The 15,677-nt window shown below is 72.4% G+C and carries 16 protein-coding genes; 8 read left to right on the top strand and 8 right to left on the bottom strand.

What is annotated here, in order from left to right:
- Positions 1–11 precede the first annotated feature (11 nt).
- Positions 12–1,184: a glycosyltransferase gene (locus HC031_RS11185; protein WP_167925185.1), complete on the bottom strand. Its 1,173-nt coding sequence runs from the start codon at positions 1,182–1,184 to the stop codon at positions 12–14.
- A gap of 40 nt (positions 1,185–1,224) precedes the next feature.
- On the opposite strand from HC031_RS11185, the gene HC031_RS11190 reads away from it, so the two are divergent.
- Both HC031_RS11190 and HC031_RS11195 read left to right on the top strand, forming a co-directional pair.
- Complete coding sequence (locus tag HC031_RS11190; protein WP_167925186.1) at positions 1,225–2,406, top strand: glycosyltransferase; 1,182 nt, start codon at positions 1,225–1,227, stop codon at positions 2,404–2,406.
- Between the two features lie 32 nt (positions 2,407–2,438).
- Complete coding sequence (locus HC031_RS11195) at positions 2,439–3,404, top strand: NAD-dependent epimerase/dehydratase family protein (protein WP_167925187.1); 966 nt, start codon at positions 2,439–2,441, stop codon at positions 3,402–3,404.
- Here the strand turns inward: HC031_RS11195 and HC031_RS11200 are convergent.
- From HC031_RS11200 to HC031_RS11215, 4 genes are all read right to left on the bottom strand, one after another.
- The gene (locus HC031_RS11200; protein WP_167925188.1) at positions 3,368–4,111 is read right to left on the bottom strand and encodes a hypothetical protein; all 744 of its coding nucleotides are present in this window, start codon (positions 4,109–4,111) and stop codon (positions 3,368–3,370) included. The two genes, HC031_RS11195 and HC031_RS11200, sit on opposite strands and share 37 nt — an antisense overlap.
- Before the next feature lie 156 nt (positions 4,112–4,267).
- Entirely contained in the window at positions 4,268–5,593 is a 1,326-nt protein-coding gene (locus HC031_RS11205) for an MFS transporter (protein WP_338090595.1), read from the bottom strand.
- Positions 5,590–6,258, bottom strand: a complete 669-nt coding sequence (locus HC031_RS11210) for a GntR family transcriptional regulator (protein ID WP_167925189.1) — start codon at positions 6,256–6,258, stop codon at positions 5,590–5,592. Before HC031_RS11210 ends, HC031_RS11205 begins: the two co-directional genes overlap by 4 nt.
- Positions 6,259–6,293: 35 nt before the next feature.
- On the bottom strand, positions 6,294–7,562 hold the full coding sequence (locus tag HC031_RS11215) for a nucleotide sugar dehydrogenase (protein WP_167925190.1): 1,269 nt from the start codon (positions 7,560–7,562) through the stop codon (positions 6,294–6,296).
- 150 nt (positions 7,563–7,712) lie between these two features.
- Between HC031_RS11215 and gsmA the strand changes: the two genes are divergently transcribed.
- From gsmA to HC031_RS11230, 3 genes are all read left to right on the top strand, one after another.
- On the top strand, positions 7,713–9,422 hold the full coding sequence (gene gsmA, locus HC031_RS11220) for a sporangiospore maturation cell wall hydrolase GsmA (protein WP_167925191.1): 1,710 nt from the start codon (positions 7,713–7,715) through the stop codon (positions 9,420–9,422).
- Positions 9,423–9,510: 88 nt separating this feature from the next.
- Positions 9,511–10,131, top strand: coding sequence for a TetR/AcrR family transcriptional regulator C-terminal ligand-binding domain-containing protein (locus HC031_RS34350; protein ID WP_167925192.1), 621 nt, complete (start codon positions 9,511–9,513; stop codon positions 10,129–10,131).
- Positions 10,132–10,248: 117 nt separating this feature from the next.
- Complete coding sequence (locus tag HC031_RS11230) at positions 10,249–11,277, top strand: MBL fold metallo-hydrolase (protein WP_338090596.1); 1,029 nt, start codon at positions 10,249–10,251, stop codon at positions 11,275–11,277.
- A 12-nt stretch (positions 11,278–11,289) separates the two neighbouring features.
- Here the strand turns inward: HC031_RS11230 and HC031_RS11235 are convergent, their stop codons facing one another.
- Both HC031_RS11235 and HC031_RS11240 read right to left on the bottom strand, forming a co-directional pair.
- Entirely contained in the window at positions 11,290–11,457 is a 168-nt protein-coding gene (locus HC031_RS11235) for a hypothetical protein (protein ID WP_167925193.1), read from the bottom strand.
- Positions 11,458–12,199: 742 nt separating this feature from the next.
- Positions 12,200–12,514 carry an antibiotic biosynthesis monooxygenase family protein gene (locus tag HC031_RS11240; RefSeq protein ID WP_167925194.1) on the bottom strand — a complete coding sequence of 105 codons (315 nt, stop codon included), beginning with the start codon at positions 12,512–12,514 and terminating at the stop codon, positions 12,200–12,202.
- Positions 12,515–12,627: 113 nt separating this feature from the next.
- On the opposite strand from HC031_RS11240, the gene HC031_RS11245 reads away from it, so the two are divergent.
- The gene (locus HC031_RS11245; RefSeq protein WP_167925195.1) at positions 12,628–13,599 is read left to right on the top strand and encodes a S1C family serine protease; all 972 of its coding nucleotides are present in this window, start codon (positions 12,628–12,630) and stop codon (positions 13,597–13,599) included.
- Positions 13,600–13,659: 60 nt separating this feature from the next.
- Here HC031_RS11245 and HC031_RS11250 read toward each other — a convergent pair whose 3' ends face one another.
- On the bottom strand, positions 13,660–14,244 hold the full coding sequence (locus HC031_RS11250; RefSeq protein ID WP_167925196.1) for a DUF2231 domain-containing protein: 585 nt from the start codon (positions 14,242–14,244) through the stop codon (positions 13,660–13,662).
- 187 nt (positions 14,245–14,431) lie between these two features.
- Here HC031_RS11250 and HC031_RS11255 point away from each other — a divergent pair, with 187 nt between their 5' ends.
- Both HC031_RS11255 and HC031_RS11260 read left to right on the top strand, forming a co-directional pair.
- The gene (locus HC031_RS11255; RefSeq protein WP_167925197.1) at positions 14,432–14,800 is read left to right on the top strand and encodes an STAS domain-containing protein; all 369 of its coding nucleotides are present in this window, start codon (positions 14,432–14,434) and stop codon (positions 14,798–14,800) included.
- Positions 14,801–14,830: 30 nt separating this feature from the next.
- Entirely contained in the window at positions 14,831–15,616 is a 786-nt protein-coding gene (locus tag HC031_RS11260) for a DUF72 domain-containing protein (protein WP_167925198.1), read from the top strand.
- The last annotated feature ends 61 nt before the right edge of the window (positions 15,617–15,677 follow it).

Below are 15,677 nucleotides of genomic sequence, written 5' to 3' on the forward strand. Positions count from 1 at the left end.
TACGACCCCCGCTATGCCGCACATTTGCGCTCCCAAAGTTCGGTGTAGACGGCGAGATGCCGGTTGATCATGTTGTCCAGGGTCGCGTTGGCACGGATCCAGTCCTGCGCGGCGGCGGCCAGCGCGTCGGCGTACGCCGGGTCGGCGAGCAGTCGCTCGAGCCCGTCGGCGAGCGCCGCGGCGTCGCCGGGCGGGACCAGGACGCCGCGCCCACGCAGCAGCTCGCCGGTGCCGCCGACGTCGGTGGCGACCACCGGACGGCCGGCGGCCATGGCCTCCATGACGGCGTTGGGCAGCCCTTCGCTCAACGACGGCAGTACGAAGACGTCGGCGTCGGCCAGCAGCCGGGGCACGTCGGTGCGGGCGCCGAGGAAGCGCGCATCGACGCCGTGCCGGGCGGCCAGCTCCTCCAGGGCGGGACGCTCGGGGCCGTCGCCGGCCAGGGCGAGGGTGAAGTCCAGGCCGCGCCCGCGCAGCGCCGCGGCCGCCTCGATCAGGTACGGGTGGCCCTTCCCGGACCTGAGGTTGGCCACGCACAGCACGACCGGACGGTCGGCGGTGCGGGTACGGCCGACGTCGGTGAAGGCGGCGTCGGGCAGTCCGTTGTAGATCACGACGACCTTGTCGGCGGCCACCCCTTCGTCGTCACGCGCGTCCGCGGCGACCGCCTCGGCGTTGGCGATCAGCAGGTCGGTCACCGAGGTCGCCGCGCGCTCGAGCGCGTAGACCCAGCGCCGCCCGCGCTTGAAGTGGCCGAGGCTGCGCCGGCCGGCGATGAAGACCGGTACCCGCGCCAGCCGGGCGGCCGGCGCGGCCAGGACGTAGCTGTGGAACAGGAACGCGTGCAGCACGCCCACGCGCTTGCGGCGCAGATGCCCGACAAGCCGCCCGAACGCCCGCAAGTTGCCCCACAGCATGGCCGGGGTGAACGGCCGGCGACGGAATCCTAGGTGGACAACGGGAACGCCGGCTGATCTAAGCTCCTCTTCGCGCTCGCCACCGTCGAACATGACGAGCACCGTCGTGTCGACGCCGCGCCGGTGCAGCCCCTCGGCGAGCAGGACCACCTGCTTCTCGGCTCCCCCGAGCCCGAGCCGGCCGATGAACAGGCTGACCGGGGCGGCCAGCGTGCCGGGCGCGGCGCCTGAGGGCGAGGTAGTCGAGCCACGCGGATTGGGAGACATGTCGCAGATAATACCTTTTAGACCTGTATCGTCCGTTGATATGGAATTCGACGCGCGAGCCGCCGCCGACGGCGTCCGTGACCAGCGCCTGCGGGTGATGCGCGTGATCGCCCGGATGAACGTCGGCGGTCCGGCGCTGCAGGTTACCGCACTCATGCGGTCTCTTGATCCCGACCGCTTCGAACAGCGGCTATACGCGGGGGCGGTCGGCGCGGACGAAGCCGACTACCTGCGGCTGCGCGCTCCGGACCTCTCGGTGCACCACGTGCCCGGGCTGGGCCGGTCGGTACGCCCGGGTGACGACGTGCGCGCGCTCGCCCACCTCGTCAGTGAGATGCGCCGGTTCCGGCCGCACATCGTGCACACCCACACCGCCAAGGCCGGCACCCTCGGGCGGGTCGCGGCCTCGATCGCGCGGGTGCCGGCCCGGGTGCACACCTTCCACGGCCACCTGCTGCACGGGTACTTCTCCCCCGCCGTGACCAGGATGGTCGTCCGTACCGAGCGGGCCCTCGCCCGGCGCACCGACCGCCTGGTGGCCGTCGGTTCCCAGGTGCGCGACGACCTGCTCGCCGCCGGGATCGGCCGGCCCGACCAGTACGTGGTCGTCCCGCCCGGCACCGTCCTGCCGCCGGCGCCGCCGCGCGAACAGGCGCGCGCCGAGCTCGGCCTGCCGGCGGACGGGCCGGTCATCGCCTACGTCGGCCGAATTACCGGTATCAAACGGCCCGACCGGTTCGTAGAGGTTGTCCGTACGGTGCGGGCCAGCATCCCGGAGGCCACATTTGCCGTTTGTGGAGAAGGCGATCTGCTCGGTGACCTGGTCGAGGCGACCGCCGACCTCGGCGACACCGTCCGGATCCTCGGCTGGCGCGGCGACGTCGAGACGGTGTACGCCGCGTCGGACGTCACGCTTCTGACGTCCGACAACGAAGGTATGCCAGTATCTCTGATCGAATCGGGACTGGCCGGGGTGCCCGCGGTCGCCACGAACGTCGGCAGCGTCGCCGAGGTCGTGGTCGACGGCGAGACCGGGCTGCTCGCCGGGTGCGACGGCGAACAGTTGGCCACGCAGGTGATCCGCCTGCTCACCGACGACGACCTGCGGCTGCTTATGAGCAAGCAGGCGCGGGAAGTGACGGTCGACCGGTTCGCCGCACAACGCCTGGTCGCCGACACCGACGGGCTGTACACCCGGATCGCGCACGAGCGGGGCTGGTAGATGCCGACCCGGACGAGAGAGGACACAAACCCATGAAGGTCGTCGTGACCGGTGGTGCCGGATTCATCGGCGCGAACCTGTGCCGCGAGCTTGCGAGCCGGCCGGGCGTCAGCCAGGTCGTGGCGCTCGACAACCTGAGCACCGGCAGCGCCGACAACCTCACCGGCGTGTCGGCCGAACTGGTCGAAGGCAGCATCCTGGACCGGTCGCTGCTCAGCGACGTGGTCAGCGGCGCCGACGCGGTCGTGCACCTCGCCGCCCGCCCGTCCGTGCCCCGGTCGGTGGCCGACCCTGTCGCCAGCCACGAGGCCAACGCGACCGGCACCCTGTACGTCCTGGAAGCCTGCCGGCAGGCGGGGGCGTACGCGGTGGTCGCGTCGTCGTCGTCGGTGTACGGGTCGATCGCCGAACTGCCCAAGCACGAGGACCTCGCCACCCGGCCGCTGAGCCCGTACGCGGTCAGCAAGCTCGCCACCGAGGGGTACGCCCTGGCGTACGCCGCGTCGTACGGCATGCCGACGCTGGCCCTGCGGTTCTTCAACGTGTACGGGCCGCTGCAGGCTGCCGGGCACGCCTACGCCGCGGTCATCCCGGCCTTCATCGATGCGGCGCTGCGCGGCGAGCCGCTGCGGGTGCAGGGCGACGGCAAGCAGACCCGCGACTTCACCTACGTGGGAACGGTCGCGCGGGTACTCGCCGACGCCGCGATCGGGCGGGTCTGCTCGGATACGCCGGTCAACCTGGCCTTCGGCACCCGGACCTCGCTGCTGGAACTGATCGACAAGCTGTCGGCGCTGCTCGGCCGGCCGCTGGAGGTCGATCACGTCGCGCCGCGACCGGGCGACGTGCGTGACTCGCAGGCCGCCAACGCGCGGCTGCGTGCGCTGTTCCCGGGCATCACCACCGAGCCGCTCGAGTTCGGGCTGGAGCGGACGCTCGAGTGGTTCCGCACCCTGCCGGGTTACGGCAACGACCTGGCCCGGGCCGCCAGCGTCTGAGACACCGGCTCGACCAGGTCTGCTCCGTCCACGCCCCGACCCGCGGCCGCGCCGCGGGTCGGCCGGCTCACGGCGACCCGGCCGGCCGCGCAGAGCGCGCCGACCACCGCGCCGAGCAGATGCTCGCGCTGCGACAGTCCGTTGAACACGGTGAGCTCGATCGCGTCGTAGGCGACGAGGACCCCCACCAGCCAGCCGGCGCAGCGGGTGACCGCGACGTACGCGATGACGGTCACGACCGCCACCGACGGCCCGGCGTCGCCGAAGTGGTCGTACCCGTGCCCGACGCCCAGCGGGCGACCGAGCAGGATCCACAGGTGCGCCGAACAGGTGGCGAGCGTGTGCCCGACCGCGGCCACCAGAACGGTCCGCCACCAGCCCAGAACCGCCTGCGCCGCCCCGTACACCACGGCTACCTGCACCACCGCGAACCAGAACGGCAGCAGCGCGGCCGGCGCGAACATCGACAGGGGCAGCCGCAGCGCCACGGTGGCCCACCCGTCGGCGGGCCGGGTGATGGCGTACGCCTCGACGAACGCGTGGCCGCCGGGCGTCCGGAAGGCGCACCCGAGCCCGGTCACCAGCAGCGCGGAGAACGCGGCCAGCGCGAACCGGTGCCATTGCCGGCGCCTCAGCGCCTCGGCAGCGGGCCAGCACACCTTGTGGAGCTCCCTGCGCAGCCAGCGCAGCGCCGCCCGGATGGCCACCGCGTCACCCCCGCCTTCGGTCCGTCGTCGGCGCGTCCCTTCCCATGCTCGGCGTAAATATGCGCATCGACGGCGGACATTCGCAGCAGCCGGCGATCGGTCCGCGGTTGCGGCGGTCAGTCCGTGTTCGGGGCGATCAGTCCGTGCTCGGGGAGGTCAGTCCGCGATCGCGGCGGCCAGCCCGCCCCGGCGCAGCGCGGCGAACCCCTCGGGGTCGCGCTCGGCCAAGGCCCGGCGCGCGGCGTTGCGGTACCGCACGACCTGCACCGCTCCGATCCCCCACACCACGTACTGCACCGCGAACGCCCAGCGGAACGCGGTCAGGGAGTAGTGGTTGCCGGCGGAGCCCGGGGTGAGGACATCGAGGACCACGCCGATCCCCACGATCGACACGATCGCGGCGACGAACCCGCCGACGTTGACGATGCCGGTCGCCCCGCCGATGCGGTGGGCCGGGTTGAAGGTGCGCGCGTAGTCGAACCCGATCATCGCGCCGGGGCCGGTGACCGCGAGCACCACGGTGAGCAGGGCGAGCAGCCACAGCGGGGCGTGGCCCGGCCACAGCAGCACCGCGCCCCACGCCGCGGCCGTGCCGGCGGAGATGCCGAGCACCATGCGGGAGCGGTGGTAGGGAACGCGGCCGCAGAAGTTGGCGATCAGCGGGCCGAAAACGATGCCCCCGACGGTCAGCACCGACAGCAGCAGCGCGGCGGTCGCCGGCGCCACCCCTTCGCCGGTGACCAGGAACGGGTACCCCCACAGCAGGGCGAACACCGTGCCGGGGAACTGGGTGACGAAGTGCGTCCACAGGCCGAGCCGGGTCCCGGGCTCCGACCAGGCGGCGCGCAGCCCGGCCTGTGCGGCGACACGGGAGGGCGGCGCCGCCGTCGGCTCGCCGGTGTACGGCCGGTCGCGCAGCGCGACGACGACGAGCACGACCGCGACGACGCCCAGCCCGGCCGCCATGAGGAAGGTCGCCGTCCAGCCCGCGCGGTGCAGGAGCACGACCAGGGGTACGGCCGACGCCAGCGAGCCGAGCTGGCCGACGACGCCGGTGAGCTGGACCATCAGCGGGTTGCGGCGCGGCGGGAACCACAGGGCGACCACCCGGATCACGCTGATGAACGTCGTCGCGTCGCCGAGCCCGATGAGCACCCGGGCGGCGATGGCCAGGCGCACGTCGGAGGTGACCGAGAACAACAGCTGGCCGGCGGCCATGAGCGTGCCGCCGACGACGAGCAGGCGCCGCGAGCCGAACCGGTCGAGCAGGATCCCGACCGGCACCTGCATCGCCGCGTACACGACCAGCTGCCCGACCGAGAACAGGGCGAGCATCGACGCGCCGATGCCGAACCGGTCGGCGGCCTGCACGCCGGCGACGCCGAGCGAGGAGCGGTGGAAGACGGCGACCGCGTACGCGAACACGCCGGCGCCCCACACCAGGAGCGCCTTCTTCGCCGGACCGGTGATCGGTGTGCTCACGCCTGCGCTCCGTGGAGGTTGCCGGCGGTGGTGGCGACGTGCTCGTGCACCAGGTGGGTGAAGTGGTCGAGCGAGTCGCCACGCAGCGCGGTGAGCATGGCGCCGTGGTCGGCGAGCGCGCGGTCCATGCGGTCGGGCGACAGGCGCATCGAGGCCACGCCCATGCGCATCTGCCGGTCGCGCAGCCGGTGGTAGAGGTCGGCGAGGATGCGGTTGCCGGCGGCCTCGACGACGGCGGCGTGGAAGGCCCGGTCGGCCTCCATGAACGCGGGGACGTCCCCGGCCGTGCGGGCGTCGCGCATCGCGCGCAGCAGGGGTTCGAGGGTGGCGACCAGTTCGGATCGCCGGGCCCAGGCCCGGGTGGCGGCGTGCCCCTCGACGAGCAGCCTGGCCTCGATGACCTCGTCGACCTCGCGGGCGGAAACCGGGAGCACGAGCGCGCCGCGCTTGGGGTACAGCGCGACGAGCCCCTCCCCCTCCAGCCGGAGCAGCGCTTCGCGCACCGGGGTACGGGAGACCCCGACCGCGTCGGCGATCTCGGCTTCGGTGAGCAGCGTGCCTCCCGGGTACAGCTGCTCGAGGATGGCGCGCTTGACGTGCTGGTACGCGCGGGTGGTTGCGGACAGTCCGGAGCTGGGTGCGGGACCCGTAGCAGATGGATACATGATGTATCTATCGTACGGGCCCCGCGCCCCGGGCGTCACAGCCGCTCTACGTGATCTCCACTGCAGCGGTTGCGGGTGTCGAAGACGTACGTGCCCGACGAACCGACCATCTCGTAGTCGAAGACGTCGTGGTCGGTGAGGATCACCACGGCGTCCGCCGCGGCCACCTCCTCCGCGGTCAGCTCGACGATCGGCACACCCGCCGGCAGGTGCCCGGACTCGGCGTAGGGCTCCACCGCGCGCACGTCCGCGCCGAGCTTGCGCAGCGCCTCGGCCACCAGGATCGCCGGCGACTCCCGGCAGTCACCGACGTTCTTCTTGTACGCCAGGCCCAGCAGCAGCATCCGGCTGCCGTTGACCGGCTTGCGCCGGGTGTTCAGGCCGGCGATCAGGCGCTGTACGACGTGCTCGGGCATCCGGTCGTTGACGTCGTTGGCCAGCTCGATGAACCGGAAGTTGTGCCCGAGCGTGCGCTTGACCTGCCAGGACAGGTACGACGGGTCGATGGGCAGGCAGTGGCCGCCCACGCCCGGGCCGGGCCGGAACGGCATGAACCCGAACGGCTTGGACGCCGCGGCGTCGATCGCCTCCCACACGTCCACCCCGAGCTGACCGGCGAAGATGGCCAGCTCGTTGACCAGGGCGATGTTGACGTGCCGGAACGTGTTCTCCAGCAGCTTGGTCAGCTCCGCGGTGCGCGTGCTCGTGACCGGGACGGTGCGCTCGACGAGCTTGCCGTAGAAGCCCTGCACCCGCTCCAGCGAGGCCTGGTCCAGGCCGGAGACGACCTTCGGGGTGTTCTCGAGGTGGAACTTCGGGTTACCGGGGTCGATGCGCTCCGGCGAGTACCCGAGGTGGTAGTCCTCCGGCGCCCGCAGACCGGTGCGGCTGGCGATGAGCGGCTCCAGCAGCTCGTCGGTCGTTCCGGGGTAGGTCGTCGACTCGAGGATCACCGTGCATCCGGGGCGCACGTGATCGGCGATGGCCCGACCCGCGTCCTCGATGTAGCTCAGGTCGGGAATGCCCTCGCGCAGCGGGGTCGGCACGGTGATGACGCAGAAGTCGAAGCCGACGGCGTCGGCGTAGTCCTGGCTGGCACGGTAGCGGCCGGTCCCCAGCGCGGCGGCGAGCCGCTCGCTCGTGATGTCCTCCACGAAGGACTCACCAGCATTGAGCTTCTTCACCCGGGTCGCGTCCAGGTCGATACCGACCACGTCGAAACCCGCCTCAACCGCCGCCATCGCGAGAGGCAGTCCGACGTAGCCCTGCCCGACTAGGACGACTTTCTGAGGATCCGTATTCATTTCTCTCCCTGAACTTTTGGTTGTACCAGCGGTTTAAACGATGCATCGAAACTTCCGCTATGCAACTAACCGGCAACCTTTCGCCAACCGGTTCGACAACCGCCTCAGCCGAACGTCGATATCGAACCGGCACGAAAGGCCCTTCTTCTCATGAACCCGAACCTCCGACGGCTGCTGTTGGGGGCGCTCGTCGCGACCACGACAACCGGTACCGCGCTCGGCACCAACGTGGCAGCCGCCGCAGCCTCGTCCGGCGTGAGCGCGACAGTACGGACGGCCGGCGGGCCGCTCAACGTACGCGTCGGACCCTCGACACAGACCGCCGTCGCCGACCGGGTCGGCAACGGCGCCGTGGTCTCCCTCGCCTGCCAGACATCCGGACAGTACATCTCGGGCGCGGTCCGGAGCACCGCGCAGTGGGACCGCCTCACCAACGGCCGCTGGGTGTCGCACGCCTACGTCCAGACCGGAGCTTCCCTGCCGTCATGCGCGTCGCTGGACGCCGCGGCGACCAGCCCCACCGGCGCGAACGTGCGTACCGAGGGCGGCCCGCTCAACGTCCGCAGTGCCCCCAGCGCGCGGTCCGCGCTGACCGCGACCCTCGCCAACGGCTCCGCGCTCACCCTGACCTGCCAAGTCGGTGGCGACTACATCAGCGGCGCGGTCCGCGCCAGCAGTCAGTGGGACAAGCTCGCCACCGGGGGCTACGTCTCGCACGCCTACGTACAGACCGCCCAGACGCTGCCGGCATGCGACAGCACGACGCCGGTGTCCAGCACGACACCGGTGTCCAGCCCGACGCCGGTGTCCAGCCCGGCCCCGACGCAGCCGGCCGGTCACACCGCCACCGCGCACACCGAGGGCGGCCCGCTCAACGTCCGCACCGGCCCGACCACCGGCGCCAGCGTCGCCGGCCAGGTCGCCAACGGCGGCTCCCTCACCCTGACCTGCCAGGTCGGCGGCGACTACGTCCGCGGCGCCGTCCGCGCCAGCAGCCAGTGGGACAAGCTCGCCACCGGCGGCTACGTCTCGCACGCCTACGTACAGACCGACCAGACGCTGCCGGCGTGCGACAGCACGACGCCGGCGTCCAGCCCGACCCCGGCTACCTACCCCGCAACGGCACACACCGAGGGCGGCCCGCTCAACGTCCGTACCGGCCCGAGCACCGGCGCGAGCCGCGCCGGCCAGGTCGCCAACGGCGGCTCCCTCACCCTGACCTGCGCCGTCGGCGGCGACTACGTCAGCGGCGCGGTCCGCGCGAGCAGCCAGTGGGACAAGCTCACCAGCGGCAACTACGTCTCCCACGCGTACGTGCAGACCACGGCCAGCCTGCCCACCTGCGCCGGCGGCGCCCCTGTCGCGGGCGGCACCGGCCCGGTCGGCAGCATGACCAACGCGCAGTACATTGCGGCCTCGGTCGCCCCCGCCCAGGCCGGCTACCGTGAGTTCGGTGTCCCCGCCTCGGTCACCATCGCGCAGTCGATCCTGGAGAGCGGCTGGGGCCGCAGCGGTCTGGCGGCCAAGGATCGCAACTTCTTCGGGATCAAGTGCTTCGGGGGCAGCCCCGGCCCGATCGCCAACGGCTGCCACACCTACGCCACCTACGAGTGCACCCCGAACTGCTACCCGACCTACGCCAGCTTCCGCACGTACGCGTCGGCCGCCGACTCGTTCCGCGACCACGGCCTGTTCCTGACCACGAACAGCCGATACAAGCCGGCGTTCAGCCACAGCAACGACGCCGACCAGTTCCTCTACCAGATCTGGAAGGCCGGCTACGCCACCGACGGGAGCTATGTGGCCAAGGTGCAGGCGCTCATGCGCGATTACAACCTGTACCAGTACGACCGTCTCTGATCGACATGCGCGGTACCGGAGGGTGCCACGGCTCGGGACGCAGCCGTGGCACCCTCCGGCGTATGAGCGCACGTGAGAAGGTGTAGCGGTGACCGTCGCCCACGCGCCCGGCAGGCCCCGCGACCCCGGCGTCGACCGCCGGGTCGCGCACGCCGCGCTCGAACTGTTCGGCGAGGTGGGCTGGGCCGGCTTCAGCATGGAGGCGGTCGCCCGGCGGGCCGGGGTCGGCAAGGCCTCGCTGTATCTGCGCTGGAGCGGCAAGGAAGCGCTGCTCAGCGAAGCTCTCACCGTCGGCCTGGCACGCGTGAGCGACGTCGACACCGGCACCCTGCGCGGCGACCTGATCCAGCTCGCACAGCAGACGCTGGAGAGCTACGCCGGTGACACCGGTCGCGCCGCGCTCCGGCTGATGCTCGAGGGCGGCGCCATCCCCGGCGTGGCGGAGCACTACGAACGGGTCCGGCAGTCGCAGGTACTGGCCGCCCGCGGGATCGTGCGTCGCGGCATCGACCGGGGCGAGCTTCCCGGCACGACGTCGGTGACCCTCCTGCTGGACACCCTCGTGGGCGGCGCGATGACCCATGCGCTCACCACGCCGGCCGACCGGCGGGCACAGCTCGCGACCCACCCCGAGCGGTACGCGCTCCGGCTCGTCGACTTCGTGCTACGGGCCGTCGTGGCGCCGGACGCCGGCGGCACGGAGGCCTGAGCACCCGTACCCCGGCGCCGCCCGCGTCGCGCCTCCAGTTTCGGACGGGTATCGTTCAGAAAAATTCCGTTCGGATCAATCGCAGTGACCGAGGACGACATAGTGCTGGTAACCGGTGTGACGCAACGCGACGCCTGGCGGACGAAGACCCTCCCGCCCGTGGAGCGGGTCCGACCCGGCCTGTGGTCGGTACCGGTGCCCATCCCGGACAATCCCCTGCGTTACACCCTCTGCTACCTGTTCGTCGACGACGCGGGGGTGGTGGCCGTCGATCCCGGCTGGGACTCCGACGCGGGCCGCGACGCCGTCCTGGCGGGGCTGGCGGCGGCGGGCGCCGGCACCGGCGACGTGACGGGAGTCGTGGTCACCCACGTCCACCCCGACCACCACGGGCTCAGCGGCTGGCTGCGCGAGACCAGCGGCGCCTGGGTCGCCATGCACCCCGCCGAGCGGGACACCCTGCCCGCACGGCTGTGGGGTGGCGCGGGCACCGCGGCCGACCGCGAGTGGCTGCGCGCAGGCGGCGTACCCGAGAGCGAGATCCCCGACGTCCGCCTCGACCCGGACCGCATGGCCCCGCACCTGGCCATGGCCGAACCGGACCGGCTGGTCAACGACGGTGAGAAGCTGCCCGTCCCCGGCCGCACGGTCCGGGCGGTCTGGACCCCCGGCCATACGCCCGGACACCTGTGCCTGCACGACCGCGAGGCCGGCGTGCTGCTGACCGGCGACCACCTGCTACCGCGGATCAGCCCGAACATCGGGGTGCACGGCCCGCACGAGAACGACCCGCTCTCGGACTACCTGCGCTCGCTGGAGCAGGTCGCGACCTACGCCGACTGCGAGGCGCTGCCCGCGCACGAGTACCGGTTCCGCCAGCTCGACACCCGCGCCCGGTTCCTGATCGGACACCACCGGGAACGCTGCGACGAGATCGTCAAGGCGCTCGACGGGCTCGGCGACGCCACCGCATGGCAGGTCGCCGCGCAGCTCACCTGGTCACGCGGGTGGGCCGGGCTGAGCGGGATGCTACGCCGGATGGCGCTCGCCGAAACGGTCGCGCACCTGCACCACCTCCGGACGACCGGCGAGGTGACCGGCGACGACGAATTGCCCGTACGGTGGCGCCGGGTGTACTCCGCCTGACCGCGGCGCGCCTCAGTCCGGCGGCTCCGGCAGGCCGGCCTCCTCGCTGACGTCCTCGTCCGGGCTGTCCCGACGCGGCGGCTCGTCGACCCTCAGCTCGGGCACCTCCACCGGGCCGCCCGGCGGCTCCGGCAGCTCCCGGCTCAGCGGACGCTCGTACGGTGGCTGTTCCTTGTCCATCGCCCATCCCGCGGTGCAGTTGTCGCTGGTGTCGACGCCGGGCCGGTCAGTGCGTTGGCAGCTTCAGCGGTGCCCAACGGCGCTCCCAGCGACACGGCGTCCACGGGCTGTGTACCCGTCGAAGCACGATCTACCACCGCACGGCGACCGCGACAACGTCACAGCGCGCCGCCCGGCGCCGGGTGCGCTGCGCTGTGATGTACCCCAGCGTTGGGCTAGCGACGTTATGAGGCGCTGAATACGTCGCTAGCGCAACGCTGGCGCTGATCGCCGCGCCTGCCGCCCATGCGCACGCGGGGAAATCCTCAACCGACACCTGCGCCTGCCGACGGTACTGATGAACCGCGCGACTCCCCCATGGGGACCTGGGGAGCGGCCGTCGTGCGGGGCGCCGACCGGGGTCACCCGGGCCCCGCACGACGGCCACATCAGTCTCGGCGCGACGTTTTCGACAAGCCCGTGGAGCCCGCGGACACCGCCTTGCCGGCTGCCGCGTTGGACGGGACGCCGCCGGCCCCCGCATCACGCCGCCGGCCCCTGGTCTTGCCGCCGGCCCCGGATCACGCCGCCGGCCCCCGTTCCGCAAATGACCGACCGCGTCCGGCCGCTCCGCGCTGCCCGGGGCCGGGCCTCTTCCGGCGCTATCCGCGTTCAGTGGCGGGCGCCACATCGCGTAGGCCATCCTAGGATGCTAGGTTATCGGCGGAGCGCGGAACGGTGCAGGCAGTACGCCGAGTGCCGCCTAGCTGGCGTCGGCGGGACCGCTCCTCTGCACGACCTCGAACTCGAGCAGCGTCGCGCCGGTCGCGACCGGCCGCTCCCGCTGCCCGGCGTGCGCCTCCTTGGCCCCACTGCTGGCCCAGGCCTGGAAGGCCTCCTCGCTCTCCCAGCGGGTGTAGACGAAGTAGCGGTTCTCGCCCTTCACGGGCCGCAGCAGCTCGAAGCCGAGAAACCCGGGTGCGCCCTCGACCGCCCGGTGCCGCGCCGCGAACCGGCTCTCCAGCTCCGGACCGGCACCCTCCGGCACCTCTATCGCGTTGATCTTCACAACCGCCATGGGTCCACCGTAACCGGCGCCGGGTGGCAACGGCGGAGCCGTGGCCACGCAGTCTCAGCCACCTCCCAGCCCGACGTCAGCACGCGCAAAGCTCACCGCGCGACGCTGGATCTATGACACCCATCGAACCCGCTCCCGAGCAGCCCGGGGGGCCACCGACGCATCCCGCGTCGCCCCGGCCGGAGCCGCCGGCCGGCTTCCTGCCGCGATGGATGCCCAACGAGCCGTACCTGCCGCGCTGGCTGCCCGACCAGCCGCACCTGCCGCGCTGGCTGCCCGACCAGCCGTACCGGAACCGGCCGGTGACCGCCGCGCCGGCCGGCCGATGGCGCGCCCGCCTGGCCACCGGGCTCGTCACGTTCGCGCTCATGGTGTGCGCCGGGGTGACCGGCGGGTACGTGGCACACCGGATGGACCTCGCCAGCCCGCTGTCGACGAGCTTCGGCGCGTCGGCCACCGGGGTGGTCGAACGGTACTCGCTGGCCGCCGTGGCCGCGGCCGTGCAGCCGAGCGTCGTGTCGATCGACGCCGGCGCCGCCGAGGGCTCCGGCATCATCCTCAACACCGACGGTTACGTGCTCACCAACAATCACGTGGTGTCGATGGCGCGCGGCCGGTCGGTCCAGCTGACCTTCGCCGGTGGCCGGACGGCGACGGCCGGCATCGTGGGGGCGGACACGGCGCACGACGTCGCGGTGGTCCGGGCCAGCGGGGTACCCGGGCTCAGCGCCGCGAAGTTCGGTGACAGCCAGAAGGTCCAGGTCGGAGACACGGTACTGGCCATCGGGAGCCCGCTCGGGCTGCAGGGGACGGTGACCGCCGGGATCGTCAGCGCGCTGCACCGGGACCTGCGGGCCGCGGGCCGGGACAACTCGACCACCTTCTCCATTTCGGACGCGATCCAGACCGACGCCGCCATCAACCCGGGCAACTCAGGCGGCGCGCTGGTCGACCGGGCCGGGCGGGTGGTCGGCGTCAACACCGCAATCGCCACCGCCGGCCAGAGCGACGGCAACATCGGCGTCGGCTTCGCCATTCCGAGCAACGCCGCCAAGCGGATCGCCGACCGGATCATGACCTCCTAGCCCCTGCCGGACGGCCTCCCGGCACACGATCCGACCGGCACGAGCCGACCGGCGCCAGGCTCAGCGGTCCCCGGTCTGCGAGCTCACCGTGCCCTGCCAGACCACCCGCGCACCGCTGTCACCCACCCGGTACACCTGCACGAGGGTGGCCACGGCGATCACCACCGCCAGCACCGCGACGACGATCGCGACCGGCGACCGGGTCGGGGCTGCCGGCGTCTCCGCCGGTGCCGCCGGCGCACCGGACGCGGCGGACGTGGTGACCGGTGACCCCACCGTCGCGGGCGCGGCGACCGGCGCGCTCGCCGGAGCGGACACGACGGCCCGCGCGGTACGCCGGTGCAGCAGGACCAGCGCCACGGACACCACCAGCAGCGGCAGCGCGAACCAGATGAGGCTGTCGCCGAGCTCGGCGTGCTCCCCCGGGTTGCCGACCCGGCGCTCCAGGTTCTCGCCGCTGCTGGTCGCGACCGGAATGGCCGCCGTGGCCACCGCCGTCAGCAGCACGACCAGCGCGCCGTACCTGGCTCGCCAGGCACCGCGCAGCGCGACGGCGATGACACCCAGGCAGGCCAACGGCAGCAGTACGACGACAGCGTGGACGACGAGCGGGTGCAGGGGTAACCCGTTGACAGTGTCGGGCACACTGGCCTCCTGTCGGAGTGGCTGACGGTTCCCGCCATCCTTGCGCCCGTTCCTTGGAAAAGCCTAGGAGTCGCGCAACGTTCCACGGGCAGGTGGGCGTCACCTATGCGACACGGCAGGAAATGCGGACCGGCCGAGCGTAGCGAACAATATGGATGCCGACAATCAGCGTCGATTGGGGAGGCAGATGACGTTCATCTACACCGTTGACAGGGTGGGCCGGAGCGTTTCGGTGGTAACCGCGGGCGAGATGGACGTCTCCGCCGCCGGTCCGTTCGGCACCATGCTGTGCCGGCTGGCCGAGTCGGAGCCGACCGGGCTGATCGAGGTTGACCTCGCGAGCCTGCAGTTCATCGACTCCACCGGGGTCGCCGCCCTCAACCGGGCGTACCGCACGACCAGCCGTAACGGCTGCGTACTCATGGTGACGAACGCGACCGGGCTCGTCCGGCGGGTGCTCGAACTGACCGGAGCGCTCGCGCACCTCGCGCCCGACGCTGGGGCCGGCGACGGCCGCCGGTCGGTGGTGAGCGACACCGGCAGGCCGTCGGCGTAGCGACCGCTCCGAGCGGGTACGCCCGTAGATGTGATTCTGGTGGGAACCTCCGGCTGGCAGTACCGCGACTGGCGCGGCCGGCTGTACCCGCGCGACCTGCCGCAGCGGCAGTGGCTGGAGCGGTACGCGGCCGCCTTCGCGACCGTCGAGGTCAACAACGCGTTCTACCGCCTGCCGGAGCGCAGCACGTTCGCCGACTGGCGTGCGCGCACGCCCGACGACTTCGTGGTGGCGGTGAAGATGAGCCGCTACCTCACTCACATCAAGCGCCTGCGCGATCCCCAGGAGCCGGTGGCCCGGTTCCTGGACCGCGCGGCCGGCCTGGGGTCCAAGCTCGGCCCCGTCCTGCTGCAGCTACCACCGAACCTGCGCGCCGACGCGGGCCTCCTCGACGCCGCCCTCGCGGAGTTCCCGCCGCACGTCAAGGTGGCCGTCGAGCCGCGCCACGAATCCTGGTGGACGCCGGCGATCAGGGACACGCTGACCCGCCGCGGCGCGGCGCTGTGCTGGGCCGACCGGCTGGGACGGCCGGTCACGCCACTTTGGCGCACAGCGGACTGGGGCTACCTGCGCCTGCACGAGGGGCGGGCCCAGCCGCGCCCGGGGTACGGGCGGGCGGCGCTGGGCACCTGGCTCGACCGGATCGCCGCCACGTTCGACGCCGACGGCGAGGTGTACGTGTACTTCAACAACGACCCCGGCGGTGCCGCCGTGCGCGACGCGGTCACCCTCGCCGGACTGGCCCGGCAGCGGGGGCTGCCGGTGACCCGCGCCGCGTACGACCCTCGCCACGAGACGGCGCCGGGGGCGGCGTGATCATGGAGCAGCTGCCCGGTTTCGCCTGATCCCATGCGGGTAGCCGCCCGCAGAGACCGAG

This window comes from Planosporangium thailandense (assembly GCF_011947195.1).
In the GTDB taxonomy this organism is placed as follows: Bacteria; Actinomycetota; Actinomycetes; order Mycobacteriales; family Micromonosporaceae; genus Planosporangium; species Planosporangium thailandense.

Bases quoted from the DNA above. Each gene is read 5' to 3' on its own strand.
- HC031_RS11185 (WP_167925185.1), bottom strand. From the start codon at position 1,184: ATGTCTCCCAATCCGCGTGGCTCGACTACCTCGCCCTCAGGCGCCGCG.
- HC031_RS11190 (WP_167925186.1), top strand. From the start codon at position 1,225: ATGGAATTCGACGCGCGAGCCGCCGCCGACGGCGTCCGTGACCAGCGC.
- HC031_RS11195 (WP_167925187.1), top strand. From the start codon at position 2,439: ATGAAGGTCGTCGTGACCGGTGGTGCCGGATTCATCGGCGCGAACCTG.
- HC031_RS11210 (WP_167925189.1), bottom strand. From the start codon at position 6,258: ATGTATCCATCTGCTACGGGTCCCGCACCCAGCTCCGGACTGTCCGCA.
- HC031_RS11215 (WP_167925190.1), bottom strand. From the start codon at position 7,562: ATGAATACGGATCCTCAGAAAGTCGTCCTAGTCGGGCAGGGCTACGTC.
- gsmA (WP_167925191.1), top strand. From the start codon at position 7,713: ATGAACCCGAACCTCCGACGGCTGCTGTTGGGGGCGCTCGTCGCGACC.
- HC031_RS11235 (WP_167925193.1), bottom strand. From the start codon at position 11,457: ATGGACAAGGAACAGCCACCGTACGAGCGTCCGCTGAGCCGGGAGCTG.
- HC031_RS11240 (WP_167925194.1), bottom strand. From the start codon at position 12,514: ATGGCGGTTGTGAAGATCAACGCGATAGAGGTGCCGGAGGGTGCCGGT.
- HC031_RS11245 (WP_167925195.1), top strand. From the start codon at position 12,628: ATGACACCCATCGAACCCGCTCCCGAGCAGCCCGGGGGGCCACCGACG.
- HC031_RS11255 (WP_167925197.1), top strand. From the start codon at position 14,432: ATGACGTTCATCTACACCGTTGACAGGGTGGGCCGGAGCGTTTCGGTG.